We start from the raw sequence: 21,923 nt of genomic DNA, 5'->3' as shown, positions 1-21,923 counted from the left end.
GCAGCCTTTTATTTTGTTTTTATAATCTTCACTGTCATTCTGAACGCAACAAAGTGGAGTGAAGAATCTCTCTAAACTAACGCTGAGATTTTGCCTTCGTCACAGAATGACAAATACAAATAGGACGATTACTTTATTAATATTAAACCTCTCTAGCAATTTCTTTCCCTTCTCTTCTGCTCCATTCACTCCATGAGCCAACATACAAGTTAGACATTTGAAAACCAGCATATTCTAAAGCTAAAATCGTATGACATGCTGTAACTCCAGATCCACAATGAATGATTAAATTACTAGGTTTATTTTCTAATAATTTTGAATATTTTTCTTTTAAAATGTCTGGTTTTAAGAAGTTTCCATTTTCGTCAAGATTTTCAGAAAAGGGAATATTGATTGCGCCGGGAATGTGTCCCGCAACCAAATCAATAGGCTCAGATTCACCATTATATCGGTAAGCATCTCTTACATCAATTACTGTTGAAGAATCGTTTGTCAATTCATTTTCAACACTTTCTAACGTTGAAGTTGGAAGAAGCCAACTATCTTTTTTAATTACATCTGATTTTTCAAAAGTTTCTTTACCTGATGAAAAGTCTACTTCATTTATTTCAGCAGTTTGAAAACCTCCATCTAAAACCTGAACATTTTTTAATCCAAAAGATCTTAACATCCACCAAGCTCTTGCCGCCGCATTCGCTCCGTTTTTATCATCATAAATAACAACATGAGAATCTTCTGAAATTCCAAGATTTGACAATGTTTCTGCAAATTTTTCAATATCCGGAAGAGGATGTCTTCCACCAAAAGCTGCATCTTCTCCAATCTCGGCTAAATCTTTATCTAAATCGATGAATCTTGCTCCTTTAATGTGCTTTTCAAGATAGTTTTGATATATATCTTTTCCTGCTCTTGCATCAAGAATGATGAGATTTGCTGTTGGAAGATTTTTAAATTCGGATGGTGAGATTATTGGTGACATTTTTGTTGATTTTGGAGTTAATTTTTAAGTTTTGGCTAAAGCCGTTTGATTTTAAATATAGTAAAGCGGGTTAAAACCCGCTCCTATTGATATTTATTTTATTATTCTTCGACAAGCTCAGGCTGAAATCGCTCATAATAAAAGAGACAATGTCTCAAAAATGAAAAATATCCTTCGCTCTGTTATAAGAACTTTCGAAGTTTAATAAATTTAATTTGTGATCTATTTTTTCAACGCTCATAAAATTGATCACCTGTTCTGTAGGCATATTTCCTACCAGATCATCTTTTGCCATCGGGCAACCGCCGATTCCTTTAATCGCACTGTCGAATCTTCTACAGCCTTTATCGTAAGCTGCTTTTAGTTTCGAATAAGAATCTTCATATCGGTTATGAAAATGTCCTCCGAAATTGATTTCAGGATATTTTGAAGGTATTTTTTCGAATAAAAGAGAGATCGTTTCTGGCGTTGCAACTCCCGTTGTATCAGAAAGTAAGATGTTTTTAATTCCAATTTCCGAAAACCTTTGTGCCCAGAAATCTACATCTTCCCATTTCCACATTTCGCCGTACGGATTTCCGAAAGCCATTGAAAAATAGATGTTTAATTCTCTATTTTCGCTTTTCGTCAGTTCAAGCATTTTAATAATTTCATTAAAAGCTTCTTCCTGACTTTTATTCGTATTTCTATGCTGAAAAGTTTCGGAAATAGAGAACGGGAAACCCAGAATATCAACAGATTGATGCTTCAATGCTTTCTCGGCACCTCTGTAATTTCCGATGATCGCAGAAACTTTTGTGTTGGATAAAGATTTGTCGATATTTTCGGCAACCTCATCAGAATCAGCAAGCTGAGGAATTGCTTTTGGAGAAACAAAACTCAGACAATCCAGTATATCATACCCAACTTCCATCAAGGAGTTGATATAGTCTATTTTTTTGTCAGTAGGGATAAATTCTCCCCAACCCTGCATTGCATCTCTCGGACATTCAGTTAGAAACATTGGTACTTTTGATTTTCTCAAATATAATAAAACTAAACAAGTTTATATTAGATTAGCACAAAGCTAACATTATTTTGATTTTCAACCTTTTATAGGTGATTTAAAATTTCAATAACATATATTCGGCTGCAAATAACTTATTCTGAGCATCAAATTTGCTAACTTTGTTAAAATTTATGATATCTAATGAGTACAATAGAATTCAACCAATTGTGGAAAGAAAAGTTACTGAACCGTTTTCTTAATTATGTAAAAATATACTCAACGAGCGATGCAGAAAGTGAAACAACACCTTCTACAGAAAGGCAGTGGGACATCGCAAGATATATTGTTGAGGAACTTAAAACTATAGGTTTAGAAAATGTTTCGATTGATGATAACGGTTATATTATGGGCTACGTCCCATCTAACCTTGAAAATGATGACAGGCCAACGATTGGATTTATTTCACATTATGATACTTCACCAGATTTCAGTGGTGAAAATGTAAAACCTCAGGTTTGGGAAAATTACGATGGAAATGATTTAGTTTTAAACCAGACAACAGGATTCACTTTATCTCCTTCAAAATTCGAAAGCTTAAAACAATATACCGGTCAGACTTTAATTACAACTGACGGAAATACTCTTTTGGGAGCTGATGACAAAGCAGGTTGTGCAGAAATTGTAACGGCTGCGGAATATCTGATCGCGCATCCGGAAATCAAGCACGGAAGAGTTGCTGTAGGATTTACTCCTGATGAAGAAATCGGAAGAGGGGCACATAAATTTGATGTTGCAAAATTCGGGGCAGAATTTGCTTATACAATGGACGGAAGTGAAGTTGGGGAATTAGAATATGAAAACTTCAACGCTGCTGGCGCTGTGGTGAAAATCCATGGATTGAGTGTACACCCAGGCTATGCTTTCGGAAAAATGGTGAATGCTGGTCTTTTAGCAGCTGAATTTATTCAATTACTTCCGGCAAATGAAACTCCGGCAACGACGAAAGGTTTTGACGGTTTTTATCATTTAATGGATATTACCGCTGATATTTCTGAAGCTAAACTTCAATACATCATCCGTGATCATGATGAAGAAAAATATGAAGCGAGAAAGAAATTCATGGAGGAAAAAGTTGCTGAATTCAACCAAAAACATGGAGAAGGAACCGCTGAAGTGGAGATCAAGGAACAATACCGTAACATGAAGCAGCAGTTTGAAGGAAAGATGCACATCATCGATCTTGCTGCAAAAGCGATGAAAGAAGCGAACATTGAACCTAAGATCAAAGCAATCAGAGGCGGAACAGACGGAGCTCAGCTATCTTACATGGGACTTCCTTGTCCGAATATTTTTGCAGGTGGAATGAACTTCCATGGACCTTACGAGTACGTTGCTTTGGAAAGTATGGAGAAAGCAATGGAGGTTATTATTAATATTGTAAAAAAATAATCAATATTGATTAAAGATATAAGATCAGGCGCAGTAATCTGCGCCTGATTTTTTTTTGCTAAGCTCTTAAAGTTTTCTTCAGTTTATGAAAAAAAATATTTAAAATAAAATTTTCACTACAAACTGATTTATTTTATTTTTTTCAACAAAAATTTATTTTCCTCAATAAATATTACATTTAAATACATAATTATTAAAAAATAATTACGAAATCCTATTTTTCAACAAAAAAAACATTTTTTATCTTTATAAAAAATAAAAAAAATGAAAATAAAATTACTGTTTACCACATTCATGGTATTCTCTTTCGGCTTTCTTTTTTCAGCAAATTACAGCAGGAATTTAAGTCACTATCCTCCTTCCAATGAGGTTGCTTTAGCAGGAAACGCATTTATAACCTATTCACCAGCAGGTGCACCAGAAGTGATCACTTCCAATGGATTAGCCAATTGGGTTAATCCAAATACCATAATCAGCACCTATTTAAAAGTTTCGAATGCGGGAACTCTTACCCTCAGTCTGAAAGCACGTGTTCCTTCAGGAAGCAGTACAGCAAAAATCACAGTAAATGGTGTTTCTCAGACCATTACCATGACCGGATCAACATATACGGAATATCCTGTGGGAGATTTCACCGTTTCAACTCCTGGTTACGTAAAAATAGATCTCCAAGGTGTCACGAAAACTGGAGGTTATTTCGGAGATGCTTCTCATTTTATTTTTTCGGGTTCTGCAACTACAGGGACCAATATTTTCAGCAATGATACCAGTTATTATTATTGGGCAAGAAGAGGGCCTTCATGTCATTTAGGATATGTAATTCCTACTACAAATAATGTTTCTTATTATTATAATGAAGTAACAGTTCCTGTAGGGGAAGACAAAGTTGGTTCTTATTTTATGGCCAATGGTTTTCAGCAAGGATATTTTGGAATGCAGGTAAATTCCAGCACAGAAAGACGAATTTTATTCTCTGTCTGGAGCCCATTTCCTACAGATGATCCCAACAATATTCCGGAAGATCACAAAATAACTTTAAATTGTAAGGGAACCAATGTAATAACGGGACAATTCGGAAACGAAGGTTCTGGCGGACAAAGCTATCTGCAATACAATTGGCAAGCCGGAGTTACCTACAAGTTTCTAGTAAAAGGAGAACCGGACGGAACGGGAAAAACAGATTACACAGCATGGTTTTTTGCTCCCGAATCAGGTACATGGAAAATTATTGCAAGCTGGAAAAGACCTTACACAGACACTTATTTAAAAGGATTTTACAGCTTTGTAGAAAACTTCACCCCCAACTCCGGTTATATGGGAAGAAGAGCAGAGTATGGAAATCAGTGGATAAAAACACAGCAGGGACAATGGATGCCTATTAATCAGGCAAAATTTACAGCTGATGCCACTTATACTGCCAATCAAAGAATAGATGCTTACGGAGGGACGATCAACAATAAATTTTATTTAAAAAATGGCGGGTTTTTCAATGAAACAATTCCTTTAAATACAATATTAACTACTGCCACTCCTACGCAAAGTCCTGATATAAACCCTGCAGATCTGCCAGGTTGCCAGACTTTATCTGTATCTGATATTGAAAACCCGAACACTATACAAATTTCCCCTAATCCTGCAACAAACTTTATAAAAGTAAGCGGTTTAAAAGATAATACCTATAAATACAAAATATTTGGTACAGATGGAAGAATGATCATGAATGGAGAAACTAACGGAAGCGAAATTTCCCTTGGACAATTGATAAAAGGAAACTACATACTCTGTCTGTTTAGTAAAAACAATGAGATGAAAGGCAACTTTAAATTTACTAAAAATTAAAGTACATCAATAAGGCTGTTTCAAAATTGAAGCAGCCTTATTGATCTTTATTGATTTAATAATATGATCTCACGAGGGCGTTTGTTTATCTATAAAATTGAGCTTACTATAGCCAGAAACCCATTGATATTACTTTTAAATCTTTTTTATAAATTTTAAGCTCCGAATTTTCTTCAACATAATTTATAAAAATCGAATTAATTAAATTTCTTTATATTTAAATATTACAAAATATTTTAAACCAAATACAAAACTTTAATTATGAAAAACATCAAAAAACTTTTAAGAAAAGATCTTTCCAACATTTTGGGAGGTGGTGGAGGTGGCTGTCATAGCAACGGAGATTCTGCCTATTGCTGGACAGACTGCGAATGTACCTTCGGAAAAGCATGCGAAATGAATGACGACGGAAATCCCGGACAATGTGTCGCCGTAGGCGGTGGCGGTGGGTCTGGCGGTGGTGGCGGAACGTATTGCCCTCCCGGAGATGATCGTTGTACGGAACAGCCTTTTTAATGATAAAAACCACTATAATCATAGTGGTTTTTTTTTGATTTGGCGCAAAGTCATAGACTTTGTGCAGCGATTTTTTTATTGCTAGATAGCAAATATCGACTTTCTCAAAAACTATTATTTAATTCGGTTATAAAATTAGTTGGGTTTTTATTTGAATATTTAATCTGTATAGAATCTCCTACATTTTTATTTGTCGATTTTTGCATTCCATCAGATCCTTTTATCAACTCATTATTTACCTTAAATTTTACATCGATGTGATGCCCCTTATATAGGCTAATTTTTGTTATAACACCAGTAGTTATTGAGTAATCATTATTGATTTCTTGTATTTCTTTTTGCCTATTATTTGCCATAAAGTATAGGAAAAGTATAAATAAACTTATCATACCAATCATTACAAATGCAAATTGGATGTACTGTTTTTTTGAGATTCTAGGCTTACTTTTTTCCTCTATACCATTCATATTGACAAATTTTCATTTTAACCCGCTGCGCAAAGTCTGTGACTTTGAGCTGACCATATTTCCTGACCTGATCTCTTATAATATATGCTTCTTTCACCTTTTTGTTTTTTATATTATAAATGTAAAATTAATTTTCTTTTTTATGTAAAAAACCGCTACTAAATTGTAGCGGTTTTTTTATTAAGCCGCTGCGCAAAGTCCGTGACTTTGAGCTCTATTCATTATAATTATTATATTTCCAAAACTCATTTTTCTTAGTTACATCAATCACAGGATTATCTGCTAATTCTACATCCAATAATCCATTTCCCAGAACATAATTACTTGCTGACGAGTATAGATAATTATACGCCTTATCAACTAAACCCGCCCTTATAGGATTTAGATGAATATAATTAAGCTTATCCCATAAAAAATGTAATGTATATATTTCCTCTGCATGATTTCCGTACTGCCAAAATTGATACGTTTTATTTCTAGTATGGCTTTCTGTTGCTTTGGAAAATCTTTCCAGCATCCATTCTCGCCTACTTTCGGGTTCTATTTGTATCTTCTCTAAAATATTCTTTGATGTAAACTTTTTAAAATCTCTGATTAAATCTGATAACTTACCTTCTTTCGATTGTATAATTAAATGAATATGATTACTCATTATGACGTAGCCGTACAGTACAAGACCTTTATGTTTTTTACAATATTCTAAAGACTCAATTATTACATCTCTATAAACTTTTCTTGTGAAAACATCAACCCAATCCACAACTGTACAGGTTATGAAATGCGGTCTCTCCTGATCTCTTATAATATATCCTTCTTTCACCTTTTTGTTTTTATAGTATAAATGTAAAATTAATTTTCTTTTTTATGTAAAAACCGCTACTAAATTGTAGCGGTTATTTTTAATTAATCTGGCTCAAAGTCACAGACTTTGCGCAGCGGGGATTAATTTTTTATATCTAATTATAATGCAGTAACTTTTAGTCCTTAAATTTGAAAAAATAATAATTATGATTTCTAAATTTCTCAAAAATATATTTTCAAATGATAAAATAGAAAATAAAAACCTAATTGATAATAAGATAAGTCGAAAATTTCATAACCTAAAGAACAATTCGTTTAATGATTTAAAAAATCTTGGTTTTAATGAAGCAATTTTAATAGCTAAGTTTAACAAGGAAAAGATTAAGGATAATGAAATAGAAAAACTAAAAGACTTTATATGGTCTGCTTATAATCATTTAATAGCTCAAAACTCCAATAATAATCAAACATTAAGTATGATTTATTATTTTATGTCAACATTTTCTTTAAAAAATAAAGACAGCATAAATTCAATTCATTTGAGAGAGTTATCGTCAAAGCATAAATTATTAAGCTTAAAAGTTGATGGTATTGAAGGGGAAGTTATTATTATTGGGGGGAAAAATTGCTGTCAAGAGTGTAATTCAGATAATGGAAAAATATTCGACTACAATTTTCTTGTTAAAACTCCTAGATTACCTCACAAAAATTGTAGTAATAAATACGGATGTCGTTGCACTTACGGATTTCAAGCTAAAAGAGATAAGAATGGAAGTCTTATTTTCAGAAATAGTGCTGAAATTGAAAAATTACTACGTGAAAATGGCTTAATATAAAGATGTATTTTTCTAATTTTCAATGTTAAGATTTTATCGGAAAGAAAAACTTTGAAAATAAAGTTGCACAATGAAATGGTTATTAATAATATTTTAAATAGATTATTCAACTTTCCAATTAAAAGGTCTAGATACAAAAGTATTTTCAAAAATATTCCACGATAAAACATCCTCATTCGGGATAATTTTTACTTCTTTTTTATGTACAAAAATTTTTATTAACTCTCCTCCATGATGATATCCGTTTAATATAATTGCATGAATTGAGTCTAAATTTAAAATTTTGAGATATTCTTCAAATCTAGCAAAAGAATCAATATTTTCAAGAAAATTCAAGTTTAAATCCGAAAACCGCACATTATTTTTAACAACAATTTGAGCAAGGCGTTCTGTATGATTATGCCCTGTGAAGTTTTCAAATATCTTTCCTGTTGTAATAAAGTCAGCTTCCAGTATATCTAAATATACTTTTCTTTCAGGAGATAAATAATAATCCTTTTGATATGAGTTGATATCTTCAGGAATTTCAATTTTATTTCTTCTAAACGCCCTCTTCCAGTCATCAATTTTTTTTAGAAAAATATCATTTGAATATTCCCATAAAAAAGAATAGACTTTTTCATTCTTAAAAAAATCTCTCACATTTATACCATTCTCCCATTCGTAGAAAACCCATGAAGTTGTAAATTTTGATAACTCAATATCATCGAGAATTTTTCTCAGATAATAATCATTTGTGTCTTTATAGAATCTCATTTTATGTTTTTCTTTTCTCTGCAAATTAGAGACCTAATTAAATTAAACAAAAAAACCACTACAAAAGCAGTGGTTTCACAATATTTCAAAATTAAATAAAATTTAATCGTTTTGATTATTTCCTAAAAAAGCATCCCAGCCCTGTGCAGTAAGAGAAACCAATTGATTAGAACCTCTTGCTACCATGAAATTGCCTTCCTCTTTATCAACAGCATGCCCGATGATCGTAAAATCTGGGTGATTTTTCATTTTTTCAAAATCGTTTGGTGAAATGGTGAATAATAATTCATAATCCTCACCGCCACTTAAAGCTGCCATTACTGGATTTAAATTAAATTCATCAGCCGTAGTGATCGTCAAATTATCCATAGGAATTTTCTCTTCATACAATCTGAAACCAACTTTTGACTGGTCTGAAAGATGTAAGATCTCAGAAGCTAAACCGTCAGAAATATCAATCATAGAAGTTGGTTTGATATCCAGTCCTTCTAAAATACCTTTAACGTCTGTTCTTGCTTCAGGTTTCAATTGTCTTTCCAGAATATAATCAAATCCTTCCATTTCAGGCTGCATATTCGGATTAGCAAGATACACAGCATGTTCTCTTTCTAAGATCTGAAGTCCCATATAAGCGCCACCCAAATCACCACTTACAACAAGAAGGTCATTTGGTTTTGCAGTGCTTCTTTTTATAATATTCTCCTCATCTTCAATTCCGACAGCAGTAATACTCATGACCAAACCTGCATTTGAGCTTGTTGTATCTCCACCGATCAAATCTACTTTATATCGAGTACAAGCAGCCTGAATTCCAGAATAAATTTCCTCCAAAGCTTCCACAGGAAAACGGTTTGAAACCGCCAAAGAAACCAAAATCTGTGTCGGAGTAGCGTTCATTGCTGCAACATCACTTAGATTCACAACAACTGCTTTATATCCTAAATGTTTTAATGGAACATATCCTAAATTGAAATGCACTCCTTCTGCCAAAACATCCGTTGTAAGAACAACTTTTTTATTTCCAGGATTAATCACTGCCGCATCATCTCCCACTCCAATCTCCGAAGACTCGTTGGACAAAGGAAAATGTTCTGTTAAATGCTTAATCAAGCCAAATTCTCCTAATTTAGAGATCGGCGTTAATTCTGGTTCTTTATCTTCAAACATATTTTAATTTATAAGTGATGATTAATAAATAATAAATGATTTTGAAGAATTTTACTCTATCAACCATCATTTATCTATTATCATTTATCTATTATCATTTATTAGTTAAGTTTCGTCGGATCAATATTTTCCGGACGGAAAGGTAATTTCTTAAAATCTTCTCTCGTTAAAATTACCGTATTCGGTGTTTTATATTTGTTCATCGCTTCTATTACATCATCCGGTGGAGTTGTCATTTTTCTCAACATCGTATCGATCCAAACTCCTGTGGCCTCTGAAGTAGCACAATGTGAACCATCAGGAAGATAAAATTTATGTACAAAACGATAAATGGAACAATCTTCCGCACATCCATCGATTTCCAGACTTACAATAACAACCTGATCTGCGAATATTTCTTTGAAAAAAGAAAATCTTTCATGCATGATCACAGGGCCAATCCCCCATCGGCTCATTTGCGTAACGCCCATTTTTTCCTGCTTCATGAAAGCCATTCTGGTTTGGGCGCAAAACTGCACGTAAGAAGAATTTGCTAAGTGTTTGTTGGCATCAAGATCACTCCAACGAACTTCGAATTTATGGTAAAATATCATTTAGAAATCTGTTTTAGAATAATTAAACTATATTCTTCAAAATTACTCAAATAAGATGGTTTATAAAAATTGTACTTTTGGAAAAATAATCTTCAGCATAAGATTAAAGGAATTATGAAGCAAATTATCATTATCGGAGGTGGTGCGGCAGGTTTTTTCTGCGCAGCAAATCTTGACGAAAAAAAATATAAAATTACGATTCTTGAGCAAAATTCAGATGTACTTCAGAAAGTTAAAATTTCCGGAGGCGGACGTTGTAATGTGACGCATGCCTGTTTTGATCCAAAAGAATTGGTTCAGTTTTACCCTCGTGGGAATAAGGAATTATTAAGTGTTTTTACTAAATTTCAGCCGGGAGACACGATGGATTGGTTTGATCAACGAAAAGTTCCGTTGAAAATAGAAAATGACAACAGAGTATTTCCTGAAAGCAACTCTTCACAGACCATTATTAATACGTTATTGAATGAAATTCAGCAAAAAAAAGTTGAAGTAAAAACAAAATGCTCGGTAAAAGAAATTGAAAAACTGGACGAAAGATATATCGTTACAACAAGTTTAGGCGATTTTGAAGCTGATTTTGTGATTTATACAACGGGAAGTTCGCCGAAGTCATTGAAAATCATTGAAAATTTAGGACATAAAATCATTGATTTGGTTCCATCCCTTTTTACATTCAATATTAAGAATGATTTATTAAAAGAATTGCCCGGAACAAGCTTTGAAAATGCAGAAATCTCCATTCCGAAATTAAAGACAGAAGAAAGCGGACCTTTATTAATTACCCATTGGGGACTTTCGGGACCCGCAATTTTAAAAATATCGGCTTGGGAAGCATTAAGCTTAGCAAAGGTTAAATATAATTTTGAAATTGAAGTTAACTTTATCTCAAAAGATATTGATGATGCAGAAGAATTATTTCAAAACTTCAAACAATCCAATCCAAAAAAGACTATTGGACTAGCGAAAATATTTGATATTACGAATAGATTCTGGCAGAAAATATTAGAAGTTTCAAAAGTTGACCTCAACAAACAGGTTGCCCAAATTTCTGGAAAGGAAATGCAGATGATTCTTGAAAATTTATGCAAAAAGAAACTGCAGGTAACAGGAAAATCAACTTTTAAAGATGAATTTGTAACTGCTGGAGGGGTAGATTTAAAAGAAATTAATTTTAAAAATATGTCCTCTAAAATTTTGCCTAATTTTTATGTTGCGGGAGAAGTTTTGAATATTGATGCGGTGACAGGAGGCTTTAATTTTCAGGCTTGCTGGAGTGAAGCTTGGCTGATTGCACAGGATTTGAATAACATTTAAAAAATACATTTATGAAAAAAACATTAATCTTAATTCTATTTTTAGGTTTCAATCTGATTTTTTCTCAAACAACAGAAGCAAGTAAATCAAATAATACACAAGCCTCATATTATATTGATAAGGTAGACACAATGCCAGAATTTCCAGGTGGAATCAATGAATTCAGAAACCTTATTTCAAAAAAATTTAATACCGCTATACTATCTAAAATTAATGGAACCGTCAAATCTCAAGTAAAATTTTCTATTGATATTGACGGAAGTATAAAATCTGTAACAGCAACTGGCGACAGTCAAATTTTAAATAAAGAAATGGAACGTGTAATAAATTCCATCAAAAAGAAATGGAAACCTGCAATGTATAATAATCAACCTGTTAAGTATTGGTTTACTATTCCTTTCACCATGAATGGTATGTAAAATATAATGCATTTAATCAAAAAAAACATCCCAAACGTCCTCAAAACCCTTTTAATCATAGGGTTCGGATATTTTTTTTGGCTTATGCTGAAAATCACGTTAGAATATATTCCGTTAAAAACTGAGGTGAGTTTTTTAATGATAAAACAAACCGAAGTTACCGACAGACCGGAGTATTTGTGGTTCTTCTACACGCATGTTTACACGAGTATTTTTGTTTTACTTTCAGGATTTTCATCTATTCTCAGGAAAAATTTTGGGTTGAAAAATTTCCACAGAAACTCGGGAAAGGTTTATATTTTTCTATTATTGATCTTTTCTGCTCCATCAGGAGTTTATATGGGATTTTTAGCTAACGGAGATGTTTTTTCTAAAATTTCTTTTGTTATTTTGGGAAGTTTGTGGTGGTTTACTACTTTTAAAGCATACCAATTTGCCCGACAGCAGCAATTTAAACAACATAAACAATGGATGTGGCGCAGTTTTGCATTAACGCTTTCTGCAGTCACTTTAAGAATGTGGAAGGTTATTATTGTATATTTATTCCACCCCAATCCGATGGATGTTTATGAAATTATTGCATGGATGGGTTGGGTTCCGAATATCCTTTTAATTGAATATTTAATCACAAAAAAAATTATATAAAATCGCTTTACTACAATCCGTAATTTTGCGATTGTACACCACCATTAAAAATCAAAAAAACTACATATGAAAATTTTAAAATTAACATTAGTCTCCTTATTTACAATTAGTTTAATTGCCTGTAAAAAGGATGCAAAAGAAACCGTTTCGTCAAAAGATTCTCTTGTTGCAAAGAAAGACTCTGCAGTTGTTCCTGAAGTTCACCAAGAATTGTACGGAATTTACATGGGTGATTTTGCAGGAAAGGAAATGATCACTTCTGAAGATGGTGAGGAATATGAAGGTGATGTTTATAAAAAGATCGCATTAAAGATCAACAGGATCACAAAAGACAGTGTTTACGGGCAAAGTATTGTGAATGGAAATCAACGACCATTCCGAGGAATTTTTAATGAAAGTTCAAAATCATTTACGCTTGACGAACCTGGAAACGATAAAACGGATGGAAGATTTGAAGTAAAATTAACTGGTGACAGCCTTACCGGAAAATGGTCTGTATTCAATAAAAAAGCTGTAAAATCTCCACTAAAGACATTAAAATTAACCAAGAAAGAATTCGTTTATAATCCTAATTTTATGTTGGATGAAGAATCAAATTTGGTAGATTGGGAAAACCCGAAAGACTTTGTCGAAAAATACACCGATGAAGAAACCGGAAAAACAGAAAAATATACAACTCAAAAAAACAGAGTTGCTTCTGATGCTGTGTTTAAATTAAATGCTTCGAAACAAAAACTGGCAGAAAAAGACCTTAAAAACTTAAGAAAACTAGATCTTGAAATCATTAAAAATTCGGTTTTTGCAAGACATGGTTATGCTTTTAAAAAACAGACTTACAGAAACTTTTTTGAACAGACAGATTGGTATATTCCGGTTTCTAATAATGTAGACAGCGACCTTTCTCCAATGGAAAAAGAGAACGTGGCTTTGTTGAACCGTTTTATAAAATATGCGGAAGATAAATATGACAGTTTCGGAAGATAATTAATTTACGTTTATTTCTTCTTTTGGATTAATAAATTTCACAAAAAGAAAAAGCAGCAAACAACCCGCGACATAACATAAAATATCGATCCAGGAAAATGAATTTCCGATCACGATATACATCAGGCTTCCTTGTTGGAAGCCTAATTTTTCTGCAATATTGAAGAATTGTGCAAACTCGATCAGGCAAGAAAAAGCAAGAATTCCCAGAATCAGTTTTTGATTATTAACAATAAAAAAACTTTTAACAAAAGTATACAGAAGAATCACCACAATTACATCTCCAAGGTAGGCTCTGACGAAGAAAATATCTTTTAGTTTTGTAGCAATTAAAACCTCAACCAAGAAAATTACTATTGTTGCAACGAAATATTTTAAACTGAATTTGAATTTCATATTTAAGTTTTGGCTAAAGCCAATTGATTTTATTATTAAAAAAATCGGCATTCAAAAGAACACCGATTATTTATTATTTCGACAAAGATATTATTTCTTTACTTTCACGGTGCATCCGATGGCAACAGTTTTTGTCATTTTTATGGGTTCACCTTTTATTAAAGCGTTTACAGCGTCTTGAGCGTAATATTCTGAGACGTCGTTTGGATTTTCGTAATTATTGTCGATTGCTCCGATGTATTTTACGATATTTTTACCGTTTTCTTTCTGTAAAACAAATACATGTGGCGTTTTTGTCGCTCCGTATTGAGGGAAAATCTTCTGACCTTCATCAACCAAATAGGGGAAAGTAAAACCTTTTTGTTTCGCTCTCTCGATCATTTGTTTGTAACCGTCTTCCGGCTGTACACTTGGATCATTTGGATTGATCGCGATCACAGGATAACCCTGGTCTTTGTATTTTTTGTCAAGCTCTACGATTCTATCTTCATATTTTTTCGCGTACGGGCAGTGATTACATGTGAAGATCACGATAAAGCCTTTTGCAGCTTTAAAATCACTTAGAGAAACCGTTTTCCCGTCGATATTTTTAAGCTTAAAATCTGTTGCTTCATCACCTACTTCATATCCTTTTACGGAAGAAGAGTTTCGCTTTTGAGGTGTTTTATCATCGTTTATCGTGGTGAAGCTCAAAAGCCCTAAACCAACAATAAAAGCTGTCATTAAAATTTTTAGATTTTTCATATTATTTTGATTATTGTAAATTTTTAGTAATTGTATTTTCAAGTTCTTCTTTACTCATTTCGCCGTCATTGAAATGTACTTTTTCACCATTTTTATAAAATATAGTCACCGGAATATTTCCGTCCCAGTCTTTTTCAAACTTAGGAATCCAAGTATTCATTCTTTTGATATCATCCAATAAAATGACTTCTGCCGTGAGGTTTTTATTTTTGATGAATTTGATTACTCTTTCTTTATCTACCAATCGATCAAGTGAAACCAGAATCATTTTAAATTTCAGATCGTTGGCGTATTTATTATTCATTTCCATAAAATGTGGAAGCTCTTTTACACATGGCGCGCATGTTGTTGACCAAAAATTAACGACAAGAAGTTTATCTTTCTCCTGCTGAATACGTTTTTCAAGCTCTTCATATTTAACAGAAGGAACCGTTGTCTGTTGTGCTTTAAAAACCGTAAAACACAAGCACAGAAATAATATACTGATTACATTCTTCATACTCAAAATTAGTGAAATTATTATTAGCTTTTATTTTGGAATGATGTTAAAATTAACCCTAAAAATAATTTTATCACTTATGTTTGACTTATTTTATTTATATTCGTACTACAAATCAAAACTATTTTATGAAAAATTTAAAGAAACTTACAAGAGAACAATTAGAGAAAGTTAATGGCGCCGGAGAAATAAAGTGTGTTGCAACTTGTTTTTGTTTTACAGACACAGATGGTGAAGCTTACATTGGTGCTTGCAACGCGAAAGGAGTTTGCTGTTAATTTTTAAAACTTCTCTATATTAAAATTATAATGACATCAAATTTTGGTGTCATTTTTTGTTAGAAAAAATATATTTTTAATTAAAAATGCGTCAATCACATTATATTTTTAATCATAATTAATTCCAATAATTAATTATTTCTCTTATTTTTGACTCTTATAACTCATTTAATCAATTTATATGAAAAAATTTTACTTCTTACTACCTATTTTACTTTTCACATCTTGTGCAACGGTTGAGGAAGATACTTCCGCGGAAGACAACCCAATTTTAGTCACAAAAATGGTGCAGGATGGTGATAATTACACTTTTAGCTATAACGGAGCCAAGATTGTTACCATGACCAATACAACGGATAATTTCAAAAGAACTTATACCTATTCCGGTGACTTGATCACCAAATATCTTGATACTTACGCTGATGGATCAACACAGACCACAAATGTAACGTATAACAGTTCAAACAAGATTACAAAAAAATCATCTACTTATCAAGGAGGAACTTACACTACAGATTATGCCTATATTGGTGCCGATCGTGTAAGAATAACCGATGTTCTTGCTCATACCAACTCAACTAAAACTTATGTAAAAGATGTGTATTTAAACACTGACGGATCTTTAAAAAACTGGACGGAAACCGTAGCAGATGTACAGCCGGGAACAAATCAAAACGGAACCGGAATTCTTAAAAATGTTGCTTATGACGGCGGAAGTTTTCCATTTAAAAATATCATCGGATACACCAGACTTATGGACAGTGAGGATATGAACGGATCAACCCGTAATGTTATAGATTATAACAACCGTATCCAATATACTACTACACCAGGAGACGAATGGACAATCTACCATTCAACCTACGAATACCATACAAACGGATATCCTAAGAAAGACACCCGCGATTTTTATGAAAAAACAGGGACAAGCATAACCGATACCGAGATCACTACTTACGAATACAATCATTTATAATACAAAGAGAGCACTTAGGCTCTCTTTTTGCTTTGGTTAAAAGCATCGAAATCTTAATTAAATTCTTTCGCTATGAAAAAATTATTCTTCTTTTTAATAGCATTTTTAGGTATTACAGTATTTGGGCAAAAAGCAGAAACAAAAACAGGTACTCCAACGATTACAGATTATACATTTTTAAAATCAAAAATGAAAATGGATGATGTGGTAACAAAAGCAGATAAGGCACCCGAATTTCCGGGAGGAATGGAAGCTTTCCACAGAAAATTTGCCGACAATATGGATATTATTGATGTAAAAACCAATAAGATCAACACAAGAGTCTATTTTATCGTTGAAAAAAACGGCTATGTACGATACGTTACAGCGACAGGAGATGATAAAAAACACTCAGAAGCCGCAGAAACAGCGATCAGAAGAATGTTTGTAAAATGGAAACCAGCTACTGTAAATAATGAGCCCGTTCGTTATCTTTATACTTTCCCTTTATCATTGAAGAAATATTAACTTATTTCCCGATCATCTTTTTAATCGAATTAAGCTTCATTAAAGCTTCAATTGGTGTCAAAGTATTGATATCAATTTTCGTCAGTTCTTGACGGATATTTTCCAACACAGGATCGTCTAATTGGAAGAAAGAAAGTTGCATATTTTCTTCGGTCACTCTTTTGATAGTTTCAGATGCGCCAGTTCCCTGTCCGCGGCTTGCTTCCAACGTTTTTAAGATCTCATTGGCTCTGTTAACCACTTTTGAAGGCATCCCAGCCAATTTTGCAACATGAATACCGAAACTGTGCTCACTTCCACCAGGAATTAGCTTTCTAAGGAAAATGATACTTCCCTTATTCTCCTGAATAGAAACGTGGAAATTCTTTACACGCTCGAAATTCACGGTCATTTCATTCAATTCATGGTAATGCGTTGCAAATAACGTTTTAGCCTGAGTCGGATGTTGATGAAGATATTCCGCGATCGCCCAAGCAATAGACACTCCATCATAAGTGGAAGTTCCACGACCGATTTCGTCTAATAAAATTAAACTTCGGTCTGAAATATTATTCAAAATATTAGCAGCTTCGTTCATTTCAACCATAAAAGTTGATTCACCCGCCGAAATATTATCTGTTGCTCCTACTCTGGTAAAAATTTTATCTAAAACTCCAATTTCAGCATATTTTGCAGGAACAAAACTTCCAATTTGCGCCAAAAGACAAACAATCGCTGTCTGACGAAGGATCGCCGATTTACCCGCCATGTTGGGTCCCGTAACCATGATAATTTGCTGAGAATCTTTATCTAAATAAATATCATTCGGAATATATTTTTCGCCTAAAGGAAGCGCATTTTCAATAATCGGATGCCTTGCTTCTTTTAAATCGATTGAAAAAGTATCCGTTAAAACAGGTTTCGTATAACTCTCAGAAACAGCAAGTTCTGACAAACCAACCGCAACATCCAATTGTGCAATTATATTTGAGTTCTCCTGAATCTGATCCATATAAACCATGGTTTCAGAACAAACATTTCTATATAATTGATTCTCTAAAACCCCAATTTTGTCTTCAGCGCCAAGAATCTGACTTTCGTATTCTTTTAATTCTTCCGTGATGTAACGTTCTGCATTCACCAACGTTTGCTTTCTCAGCCAATCACTTGGAACTTTATCTTTATGTGTATTTCGAACTTCAATATAATATCCGAAAACATTATTAAAATCAATTTTAAGACTTGTAATTCCTGTTCTTTCAATTTCCCGCTGACACATATCATCAAGGAAACCACGACCTTTGCTTTGAAGTCCTCTCAACATATCCAGCTCTTCGGAAATACCTTTTTTAATGACATTTCCTTTCGCAAGACTTACCGGAAGTTCTTCATTCAAATGATTTTGCAGAGCTTTAATCAACTCATCAAGATCACACAATGGTTCAAGCCAAGCCAAAACATCGGCATGAGGATGAAGCAAAGCCTTAATTTTATGAATATTAATTAAACTCTGACGCAAATGTCCTAATTCTCTAGGCGAGATCTTTTCGGCCGCCAATTTTCCCATTAATCTGTCTAAATCGGAAATAGCCTTTAACAGCTGGGAAATTTCGTATTTCAGATGGTCATTTTCATTTAAAAAATCAATTAAAGAAAGCCTTCTGCCAATTTCGTAAACAGATTTTAAAGGAAGAATAATTCTTCTTCTCAACAACCTCCCTCCCATCGGAGTTGAAGTTTTATCGATAATATCTAATAATGATTTCCCTTGCGGATTACTTGGATAAACAATTTCCAGATTTCTCAGCGTGAAATTATCCATCATTAAAAAATCATCCTGCGGAATAACCTGAATCTTTGTAATATGGGCCAATAAATTATGGTGCGTATCTTCCACCAGATAAGCAAAAATGGCTCCTGCTGCGGTAATAGCCAACTGAGAATTTTCAACCCCGAAACCTTTTAAAGAATTGGTTTTAAAGTGATTCGTCAGTTTTTCGTAGCCAAAATTATATTGATAAGCCCAGTCTTCAAGCTTGAAGGCGCTTTTATTTTTAAGCTGCTCCGGAAGTTGCACACTTCTCTGATAGATAATCTCACTCGGATCAAAAGTATTGACAATGTGAAGCAATTTCTCAAGATTTCCTTCACTTACCAAAAACTCTCCTGTTGAGACATCAACCAAAGCAATTCCGAATTTTTCTTTTTCTTTATGCACAGAAAGGAGAAAATTATTCTTTTTTGAGTTTAAAACCTGATCATTGAACGTAACTCCGGGCGTCACCAATTCGGTCACTCCTCTTTTTACAATTCCTTTTACGGTTTTAGGATCTTCCAATTGGTCGCAGATCGCAACTCGAAGTCCGGCTCTCACTAACTTTGGCAGATAAGAATCTACAGAATGATGTGGAAATCCCGCCAATTCTATGTGCCCGTCTCCATTTGCTCTTTTAGTTAAAACAATACCTAAAATCTGAGAAGTTCTAACAGCATCCTGCCCAAAAGTTTCATAGAAATCTCCCACTCTGAATAATAAAAGCGCATCAGGATATTTCGCCTTGATGGTATTATATTGAGTCATTAACGGGGTTTCTTTCTTTTCTTTCTTCGCCTTTGCCATTAAAATCTTTCTTAAAAAATTAGGATGGTAAAAGTAAGAAATAAAACAGAAGGATTAAAATGCTTCCTAATTTAAAATATTTTTTCTCTTACGAATTTACACAGATGTTTCTGTTTAAATTTCTACAAAAAATATGCGTAATCATCTGTCTAAATCCGTGAAATCTGTGGGAAATAAAAAATCATCTATTATTTAAATTTTTAGCCAAAGCTTCCGTACTTTTTTCATACGCCCATTTCTGCTTATAATTCACCCATTTTTCTTTAAAAAGCTTTCGCATTAGTTTGTCTGTATATCTCATAATGAAAACATGATAGAGCATATTTGCAAAAACGTTAGGCTTATTAGGCAAAGCTCGTAGAGACATGGAAAATCCGGGTTCTAAATATCTGTTAAAATGCCAAAATGCTCCCGGAATAAAAAGCGCATCACCATGTTCCATAAATATCTCATAGCCTTTTGCATATTTCAAAGCCGGAAATTTTTCGTAATCAGGATTTTCATAATCTACATCATAGATTGTGTGAACCGATAGCGGAACTTTATATAAGTAAGGCGATTGTTTTTGATCAAACAATAAAATTCTCTTCTTTCCTTCGAAATGAATATGAAGAAAATCTCCCAAATCGACATCATAATGCATCAAAACATAGGCATCACTTCCCCCGAAAAATAAAGTGGGAAGTCGTTTAAAAAACTTCATTCCAAGATCAGGATAGGTGAAATTTTTCAGCAACTCAGGAAGTCTGTCAGTGATAATGTAAAAGAAAATACGCAGATCTGAAGGCTTACTTTTTATGGTATCGATGTAATCCTTCATTTTCATGTGTGTGACGGGAGCGTCTGTACTTTTGGAAGCATCTGCCGGTTTGTTATCATACAACGGAACGTCCTGTTCACCTGCTTTTTCGCGGATAAAATCGAAATTCCATTTATCGAAAGCATCCCAACGGCTCGCAAAATTTTTAATTAAGAGAGGTTTATGCTTTTTAAAATAATTTTTCTGAAAATCTTCTTTACTGATATCGTTGACAACATCTACGTTTTCGAGAATCATTTTGTTTGTGGATTTAATGCGAAATAAAAATAGTGTTTTTTTGAAATTTAGAAAAATTATATTTCTCACACAGATCACACAGATCTGCACAGATGATTAAAAAATAGCTTAAAACCTTGGAAATCTGTGGGACATTAAATTCTCATTTTTTTTAAAACTAATTTTAAGTTTCCCGTAAAAGGAAAGTAAAACGAAAATTTTATCTTTGTAAGACTAACCTAATTTATGAGAGCCTACAATACCAAACATTTCCTTAAAATCCTTTTCAGTTTACATAAAAGTGATACGTTGAAAATCCTTTTTCCAAGTATGATTTTGGTAGGACTGTACTCTTGGGGTATTCAGTATTTAGAAGTAGAATATTTTCATCTTACTTCAAAATCCGGAGTCAGCAATGTGGGAATGATTCATTCTTTATTAGGTTTTGTTCTTTCTTTGTTATTGGTTTTCAGGACAAACACAGCGTACGACAGATGGTGGGAAGGAAGAAAACTTTGGGGAAAATTGGTAAACGACACCCGAAATTTTGCTGTAAAAATCAATAATATCTTAATTGATGACAGAAAAGATGCTGAACAGATTGCAAGATATCTAAAATTTTATCCTCACTTTTTAGCAAAACATCTTTCTAAGGAATCCACGAGATTGGCTTTGGATGAAGATTATTCTGAAATTGAAAAATCTTTGAAACATCACGGACCAAGTGAAATTGTTATTCTTTTAACGCATAAATTGGGTCAGTTAAAAAAAGAAGGCAAAATATCAGACGTTGAAATGCTGTATTTAGATAATCAACTTTCCGGTTTTCTGGATGTTTGTGGTGGTTGTGAGAGAATTAAAAATACTCCAATTCCTTATTCTTATTCTTCGTTTATTAAGAAATTTATTATTCTGTATGTTTTTGCTTTGCCGATTGCTTATGTCATCAACATCGGGCTTTTCATGGTGCCATTGACCGTTTTTGTGTACTATGTATTGATGAGTCTGGAAATGATTGCGGAAGAAATTGAAGATCCTTTTAATAATGATGAAAATGATATTCCGATGGAAGCTTTGGCGCAGAATATCGAGAAGAATGTTCACCAAATTATGGGTCTTAAAAAATAAAAAT

General features: G+C 33.2%; 24 protein-coding genes. 12 read left to right on the top strand and 12 right to left on the bottom strand.

Annotated elements, in window-relative coordinates:
• Positions 1-142 precede the first annotated feature (142 nt).
• Positions 143-979 (bottom strand): sulfurtransferase, encoded by an 837-nt coding sequence (locus tag EG348_RS07265; protein ID WP_123982033.1) that lies wholly within the window; start codon positions 977-979, stop codon positions 143-145.
• Positions 980-1,133: 154 nt separating this feature from the next.
• On the bottom strand, positions 1,134-1,982 hold the full coding sequence (locus EG348_RS07260) for a hydroxymethylglutaryl-CoA lyase (RefSeq protein WP_123982031.1): 849 nt from the start codon (positions 1,980-1,982) through the stop codon (positions 1,134-1,136).
• Between the two features lie 186 nt (positions 1,983-2,168).
• Between EG348_RS07260 and pepT the strand changes: the two genes are divergently transcribed.
• From pepT to EG348_RS07245, 3 genes are all read left to right on the top strand, one after another.
• Complete coding sequence (gene pepT, locus EG348_RS07255) at positions 2,169-3,416, top strand: peptidase T (protein ID WP_123982029.1); 1,248 nt, start codon at positions 2,169-2,171, stop codon at positions 3,414-3,416.
• 264 nt (positions 3,417-3,680) lie between these two features.
• Positions 3,681-5,255, top strand: coding sequence for a DUF3472 domain-containing protein (locus tag EG348_RS07250; protein WP_123982027.1), 1,575 nt, complete (start codon positions 3,681-3,683; stop codon positions 5,253-5,255).
• 261 nt (positions 5,256-5,516) lie between these two features.
• The gene (locus tag EG348_RS07245) at positions 5,517-5,771 is read left to right on the top strand and encodes a hypothetical protein (protein ID WP_123982025.1); all 255 of its coding nucleotides are present in this window, start codon (positions 5,517-5,519) and stop codon (positions 5,769-5,771) included.
• A gap of 104 nt (positions 5,772-5,875) precedes the next feature.
• On the opposite strand, the gene EG348_RS07240 is transcribed toward EG348_RS07245, so the two are convergent.
• Positions 5,876-6,238: a hypothetical protein gene (locus tag EG348_RS07240; protein WP_123982023.1), complete on the bottom strand. Its 363-nt coding sequence runs from the start codon at positions 6,236-6,238 to the stop codon at positions 5,876-5,878.
• 214 nt (positions 6,239-6,452) lie between these two features.
• On the bottom strand, positions 6,453-7,058 hold the full coding sequence (locus tag EG348_RS07235; RefSeq protein WP_123982021.1) for an REP-associated tyrosine transposase: 606 nt from the start codon (positions 7,056-7,058) through the stop codon (positions 6,453-6,455).
• A gap of 187 nt (positions 7,059-7,245) precedes the next feature.
• On the opposite strand from EG348_RS07235, the gene EG348_RS07230 reads away from it, so the two are divergent.
• Positions 7,246-7,875, top strand: coding sequence for a hypothetical protein (locus EG348_RS07230; protein ID WP_123982019.1), 630 nt, complete (start codon positions 7,246-7,248; stop codon positions 7,873-7,875).
• Between the two features lie 102 nt (positions 7,876-7,977).
• Here the strand turns inward: EG348_RS07230 and EG348_RS07225 are convergent, their stop codons facing one another.
• From EG348_RS07225 to EG348_RS07215, 3 genes are all read right to left on the bottom strand, one after another.
• Complete coding sequence (locus tag EG348_RS07225; protein WP_123982017.1) at positions 7,978-8,655, bottom strand: hypothetical protein; 678 nt, start codon at positions 8,653-8,655, stop codon at positions 7,978-7,980.
• Between the two features lie 78 nt (positions 8,656-8,733).
• Positions 8,734-9,798, bottom strand: a complete 1,065-nt coding sequence (thiL, locus tag EG348_RS07220; RefSeq protein WP_123982015.1) for a thiamine-phosphate kinase — start codon at positions 9,796-9,798, stop codon at positions 8,734-8,736.
• A gap of 101 nt (positions 9,799-9,899) precedes the next feature.
• Entirely contained in the window at positions 9,900-10,391 is a 492-nt protein-coding gene (locus EG348_RS07215; RefSeq protein WP_123982013.1) for an acyl-CoA thioesterase, read from the bottom strand.
• Positions 10,392-10,505: 114 nt separating this feature from the next.
• Here EG348_RS07215 and EG348_RS07210 point away from each other — a divergent pair, with 114 nt between their 5' ends.
• The 4 genes from EG348_RS07210 to EG348_RS07195 all read left to right on the top strand — a co-directional run bounded on the left by EG348_RS07210 (position 10,506) and on the right by EG348_RS07195 (position 13,756).
• Complete coding sequence (locus EG348_RS07210; protein ID WP_123982011.1) at positions 10,506-11,708, top strand: NAD(P)/FAD-dependent oxidoreductase; 1,203 nt, start codon at positions 10,506-10,508, stop codon at positions 11,706-11,708.
• Positions 11,709-11,719: 11 nt separating this feature from the next.
• A complete protein-coding gene (locus EG348_RS07205; protein WP_123982009.1) occupies positions 11,720-12,127 on the top strand; it encodes an energy transducer TonB in 408 nt (135 codons plus the stop codon).
• 6 nt (positions 12,128-12,133) lie between these two features.
• Entirely contained in the window at positions 12,134-12,772 is a 639-nt protein-coding gene (locus tag EG348_RS07200; RefSeq protein WP_123982007.1) for a DUF2306 domain-containing protein, read from the top strand.
• 66 nt (positions 12,773-12,838) lie between these two features.
• On the top strand, positions 12,839-13,756 hold the full coding sequence (locus tag EG348_RS07195) for a YARHG domain-containing protein (protein WP_123982005.1): 918 nt from the start codon (positions 12,839-12,841) through the stop codon (positions 13,754-13,756).
• On the opposite strand, the gene EG348_RS07190 is transcribed toward EG348_RS07195, so the two are convergent.
• From EG348_RS07190 to EG348_RS07180, 3 genes are all read right to left on the bottom strand, one after another.
• On the bottom strand, positions 13,757-14,152 hold the full coding sequence (locus EG348_RS07190; protein WP_123982003.1) for a DUF2809 domain-containing protein: 396 nt from the start codon (positions 14,150-14,152) through the stop codon (positions 13,757-13,759). It lies immediately after the preceding gene.
• A gap of 90 nt (positions 14,153-14,242) precedes the next feature.
• A complete protein-coding gene (locus EG348_RS07185) occupies positions 14,243-14,896 on the bottom strand; it encodes a thioredoxin family protein (RefSeq protein WP_123982001.1) in 654 nt (217 codons plus the stop codon).
• A 10-nt stretch (positions 14,897-14,906) separates the two neighbouring features.
• Positions 14,907-15,395 (bottom strand): TlpA family protein disulfide reductase, encoded by a 489-nt coding sequence (locus EG348_RS07180; RefSeq protein WP_123981998.1) that lies wholly within the window; start codon positions 15,393-15,395, stop codon positions 14,907-14,909.
• 128 nt (positions 15,396-15,523) lie between these two features.
• Between EG348_RS07180 and EG348_RS22065 the strand changes: the two genes are divergently transcribed.
• From EG348_RS22065 to EG348_RS07170, 3 genes are all read left to right on the top strand, one after another.
• A complete protein-coding gene (locus tag EG348_RS22065) occupies positions 15,524-15,673 on the top strand; it encodes a bacteriocin-like protein (protein WP_410494138.1) in 150 nt (49 codons plus the stop codon).
• Positions 15,674-15,854: 181 nt separating this feature from the next.
• Positions 15,855-16,649 carry a hypothetical protein gene (locus EG348_RS07175; RefSeq protein ID WP_123981996.1) on the top strand — a complete coding sequence of 265 codons (795 nt, stop codon included), beginning with the start codon at positions 15,855-15,857 and terminating at the stop codon, positions 16,647-16,649.
• A 72-nt stretch (positions 16,650-16,721) separates the two neighbouring features.
• A complete protein-coding gene (locus tag EG348_RS07170; protein WP_123981994.1) occupies positions 16,722-17,156 on the top strand; it encodes an energy transducer TonB in 435 nt (144 codons plus the stop codon).
• Between the two features lies 1 nt (position 17,157).
• On the opposite strand, the gene mutS is transcribed toward EG348_RS07170, so the two are convergent.
• Both mutS and EG348_RS07160 read right to left on the bottom strand, forming a co-directional pair.
• A complete protein-coding gene (mutS, locus tag EG348_RS07165) occupies positions 17,158-19,755 on the bottom strand; it encodes a DNA mismatch repair protein MutS (RefSeq protein WP_123981992.1) in 2,598 nt (865 codons plus the stop codon).
• 181 nt (positions 19,756-19,936) lie between these two features.
• Positions 19,937-20,812, bottom strand: a complete 876-nt coding sequence (locus EG348_RS07160; RefSeq protein ID WP_123981990.1) for a cupin-like domain-containing protein — start codon at positions 20,810-20,812, stop codon at positions 19,937-19,939.
• Positions 20,813-21,037: 225 nt separating this feature from the next.
• On the opposite strand from EG348_RS07160, the gene EG348_RS07155 reads away from it, so the two are divergent.
• Positions 21,038-21,919, top strand: a complete 882-nt coding sequence (locus EG348_RS07155) for a bestrophin family protein (protein ID WP_123981988.1) — start codon at positions 21,038-21,040, stop codon at positions 21,917-21,919.
• The last annotated feature ends 4 nt before the right edge of the window (positions 21,920-21,923 follow it).

This window comes from Chryseobacterium sp. G0201, from assembly GCF_003815655.1.
In the GTDB taxonomy this organism is placed as follows: domain Bacteria; phylum Bacteroidota; class Bacteroidia; order Flavobacteriales; family Weeksellaceae; genus Chryseobacterium.
This window is presented reverse-complemented; position numbering and strand designations above follow the sequence as displayed.

Bases quoted from the DNA above. Each gene is read 5' to 3' on its own strand.
- EG348_RS07175 (WP_123981996.1), top strand. From the start codon at position 15,855: ATGAAAAAATTTTACTTCTTACTACCTATTTTACTTTTCACATCTTGT.
- EG348_RS07160 (WP_123981990.1), bottom strand. From the start codon at position 20,812: ATGATTCTCGAAAACGTAGATGTTGTCAACGATATCAGTAAAGAAGAT.
- EG348_RS07210 (WP_123982011.1), top strand. From the start codon at position 10,506: ATGAAGCAAATTATCATTATCGGAGGTGGTGCGGCAGGTTTTTTCTGC.
- EG348_RS07205 (WP_123982009.1), top strand. From the start codon at position 11,720: ATGAAAAAAACATTAATCTTAATTCTATTTTTAGGTTTCAATCTGATT.
- thiL (WP_123982015.1), bottom strand. From the start codon at position 9,798: ATGTTTGAAGATAAAGAACCAGAATTAACGCCGATCTCTAAATTAGGA.
- mutS (WP_123981992.1), bottom strand. From the start codon at position 19,755: ATGGCAAAGGCGAAGAAAGAAAAGAAAGAAACCCCGTTAATGACTCAA.
- EG348_RS07265 (WP_123982033.1), bottom strand. From the start codon at position 979: ATGTCACCAATAATCTCACCATCCGAATTTAAAAATCTTCCAACAGCA.
- EG348_RS07230 (WP_123982019.1), top strand. From the start codon at position 7,246: ATGATTTCTAAATTTCTCAAAAATATATTTTCAAATGATAAAATAGAA.
- EG348_RS07200 (WP_123982007.1), top strand. From the start codon at position 12,134: ATGCATTTAATCAAAAAAAACATCCCAAACGTCCTCAAAACCCTTTTA.
- EG348_RS07190 (WP_123982003.1), bottom strand. From the start codon at position 14,152: ATGAAATTCAAATTCAGTTTAAAATATTTCGTTGCAACAATAGTAATT.
- EG348_RS07215 (WP_123982013.1), bottom strand. From the start codon at position 10,391: ATGATATTTTACCATAAATTCGAAGTTCGTTGGAGTGATCTTGATGCC.
- EG348_RS07260 (WP_123982031.1), bottom strand. From the start codon at position 1,982: ATGTTTCTAACTGAATGTCCGAGAGATGCAATGCAGGGTTGGGGAGAA.
- EG348_RS07250 (WP_123982027.1), top strand. From the start codon at position 3,681: ATGAAAATAAAATTACTGTTTACCACATTCATGGTATTCTCTTTCGGC.
- EG348_RS07195 (WP_123982005.1), top strand. From the start codon at position 12,839: ATGAAAATTTTAAAATTAACATTAGTCTCCTTATTTACAATTAGTTTA.
- EG348_RS07185 (WP_123982001.1), bottom strand. From the start codon at position 14,896: ATGAAAAATCTAAAAATTTTAATGACAGCTTTTATTGTTGGTTTAGGG.
- EG348_RS07155 (WP_123981988.1), top strand. From the start codon at position 21,038: ATGAGAGCCTACAATACCAAACATTTCCTTAAAATCCTTTTCAGTTTA.
- pepT (WP_123982029.1), top strand. From the start codon at position 2,169: ATGAGTACAATAGAATTCAACCAATTGTGGAAAGAAAAGTTACTGAAC.
- EG348_RS22065 (WP_410494138.1), top strand. From the start codon at position 15,524: ATGAAAAATTTAAAGAAACTTACAAGAGAACAATTAGAGAAAGTTAAT.
- EG348_RS07170 (WP_123981994.1), top strand. From the start codon at position 16,722: ATGAAAAAATTATTCTTCTTTTTAATAGCATTTTTAGGTATTACAGTA.
- EG348_RS07240 (WP_123982023.1), bottom strand. From the start codon at position 6,238: ATGAATGGTATAGAGGAAAAAAGTAAGCCTAGAATCTCAAAAAAACAG.
- EG348_RS07245 (WP_123982025.1), top strand. From the start codon at position 5,517: ATGAAAAACATCAAAAAACTTTTAAGAAAAGATCTTTCCAACATTTTG.
- EG348_RS07180 (WP_123981998.1), bottom strand. From the start codon at position 15,395: ATGAAGAATGTAATCAGTATATTATTTCTGTGCTTGTGTTTTACGGTT.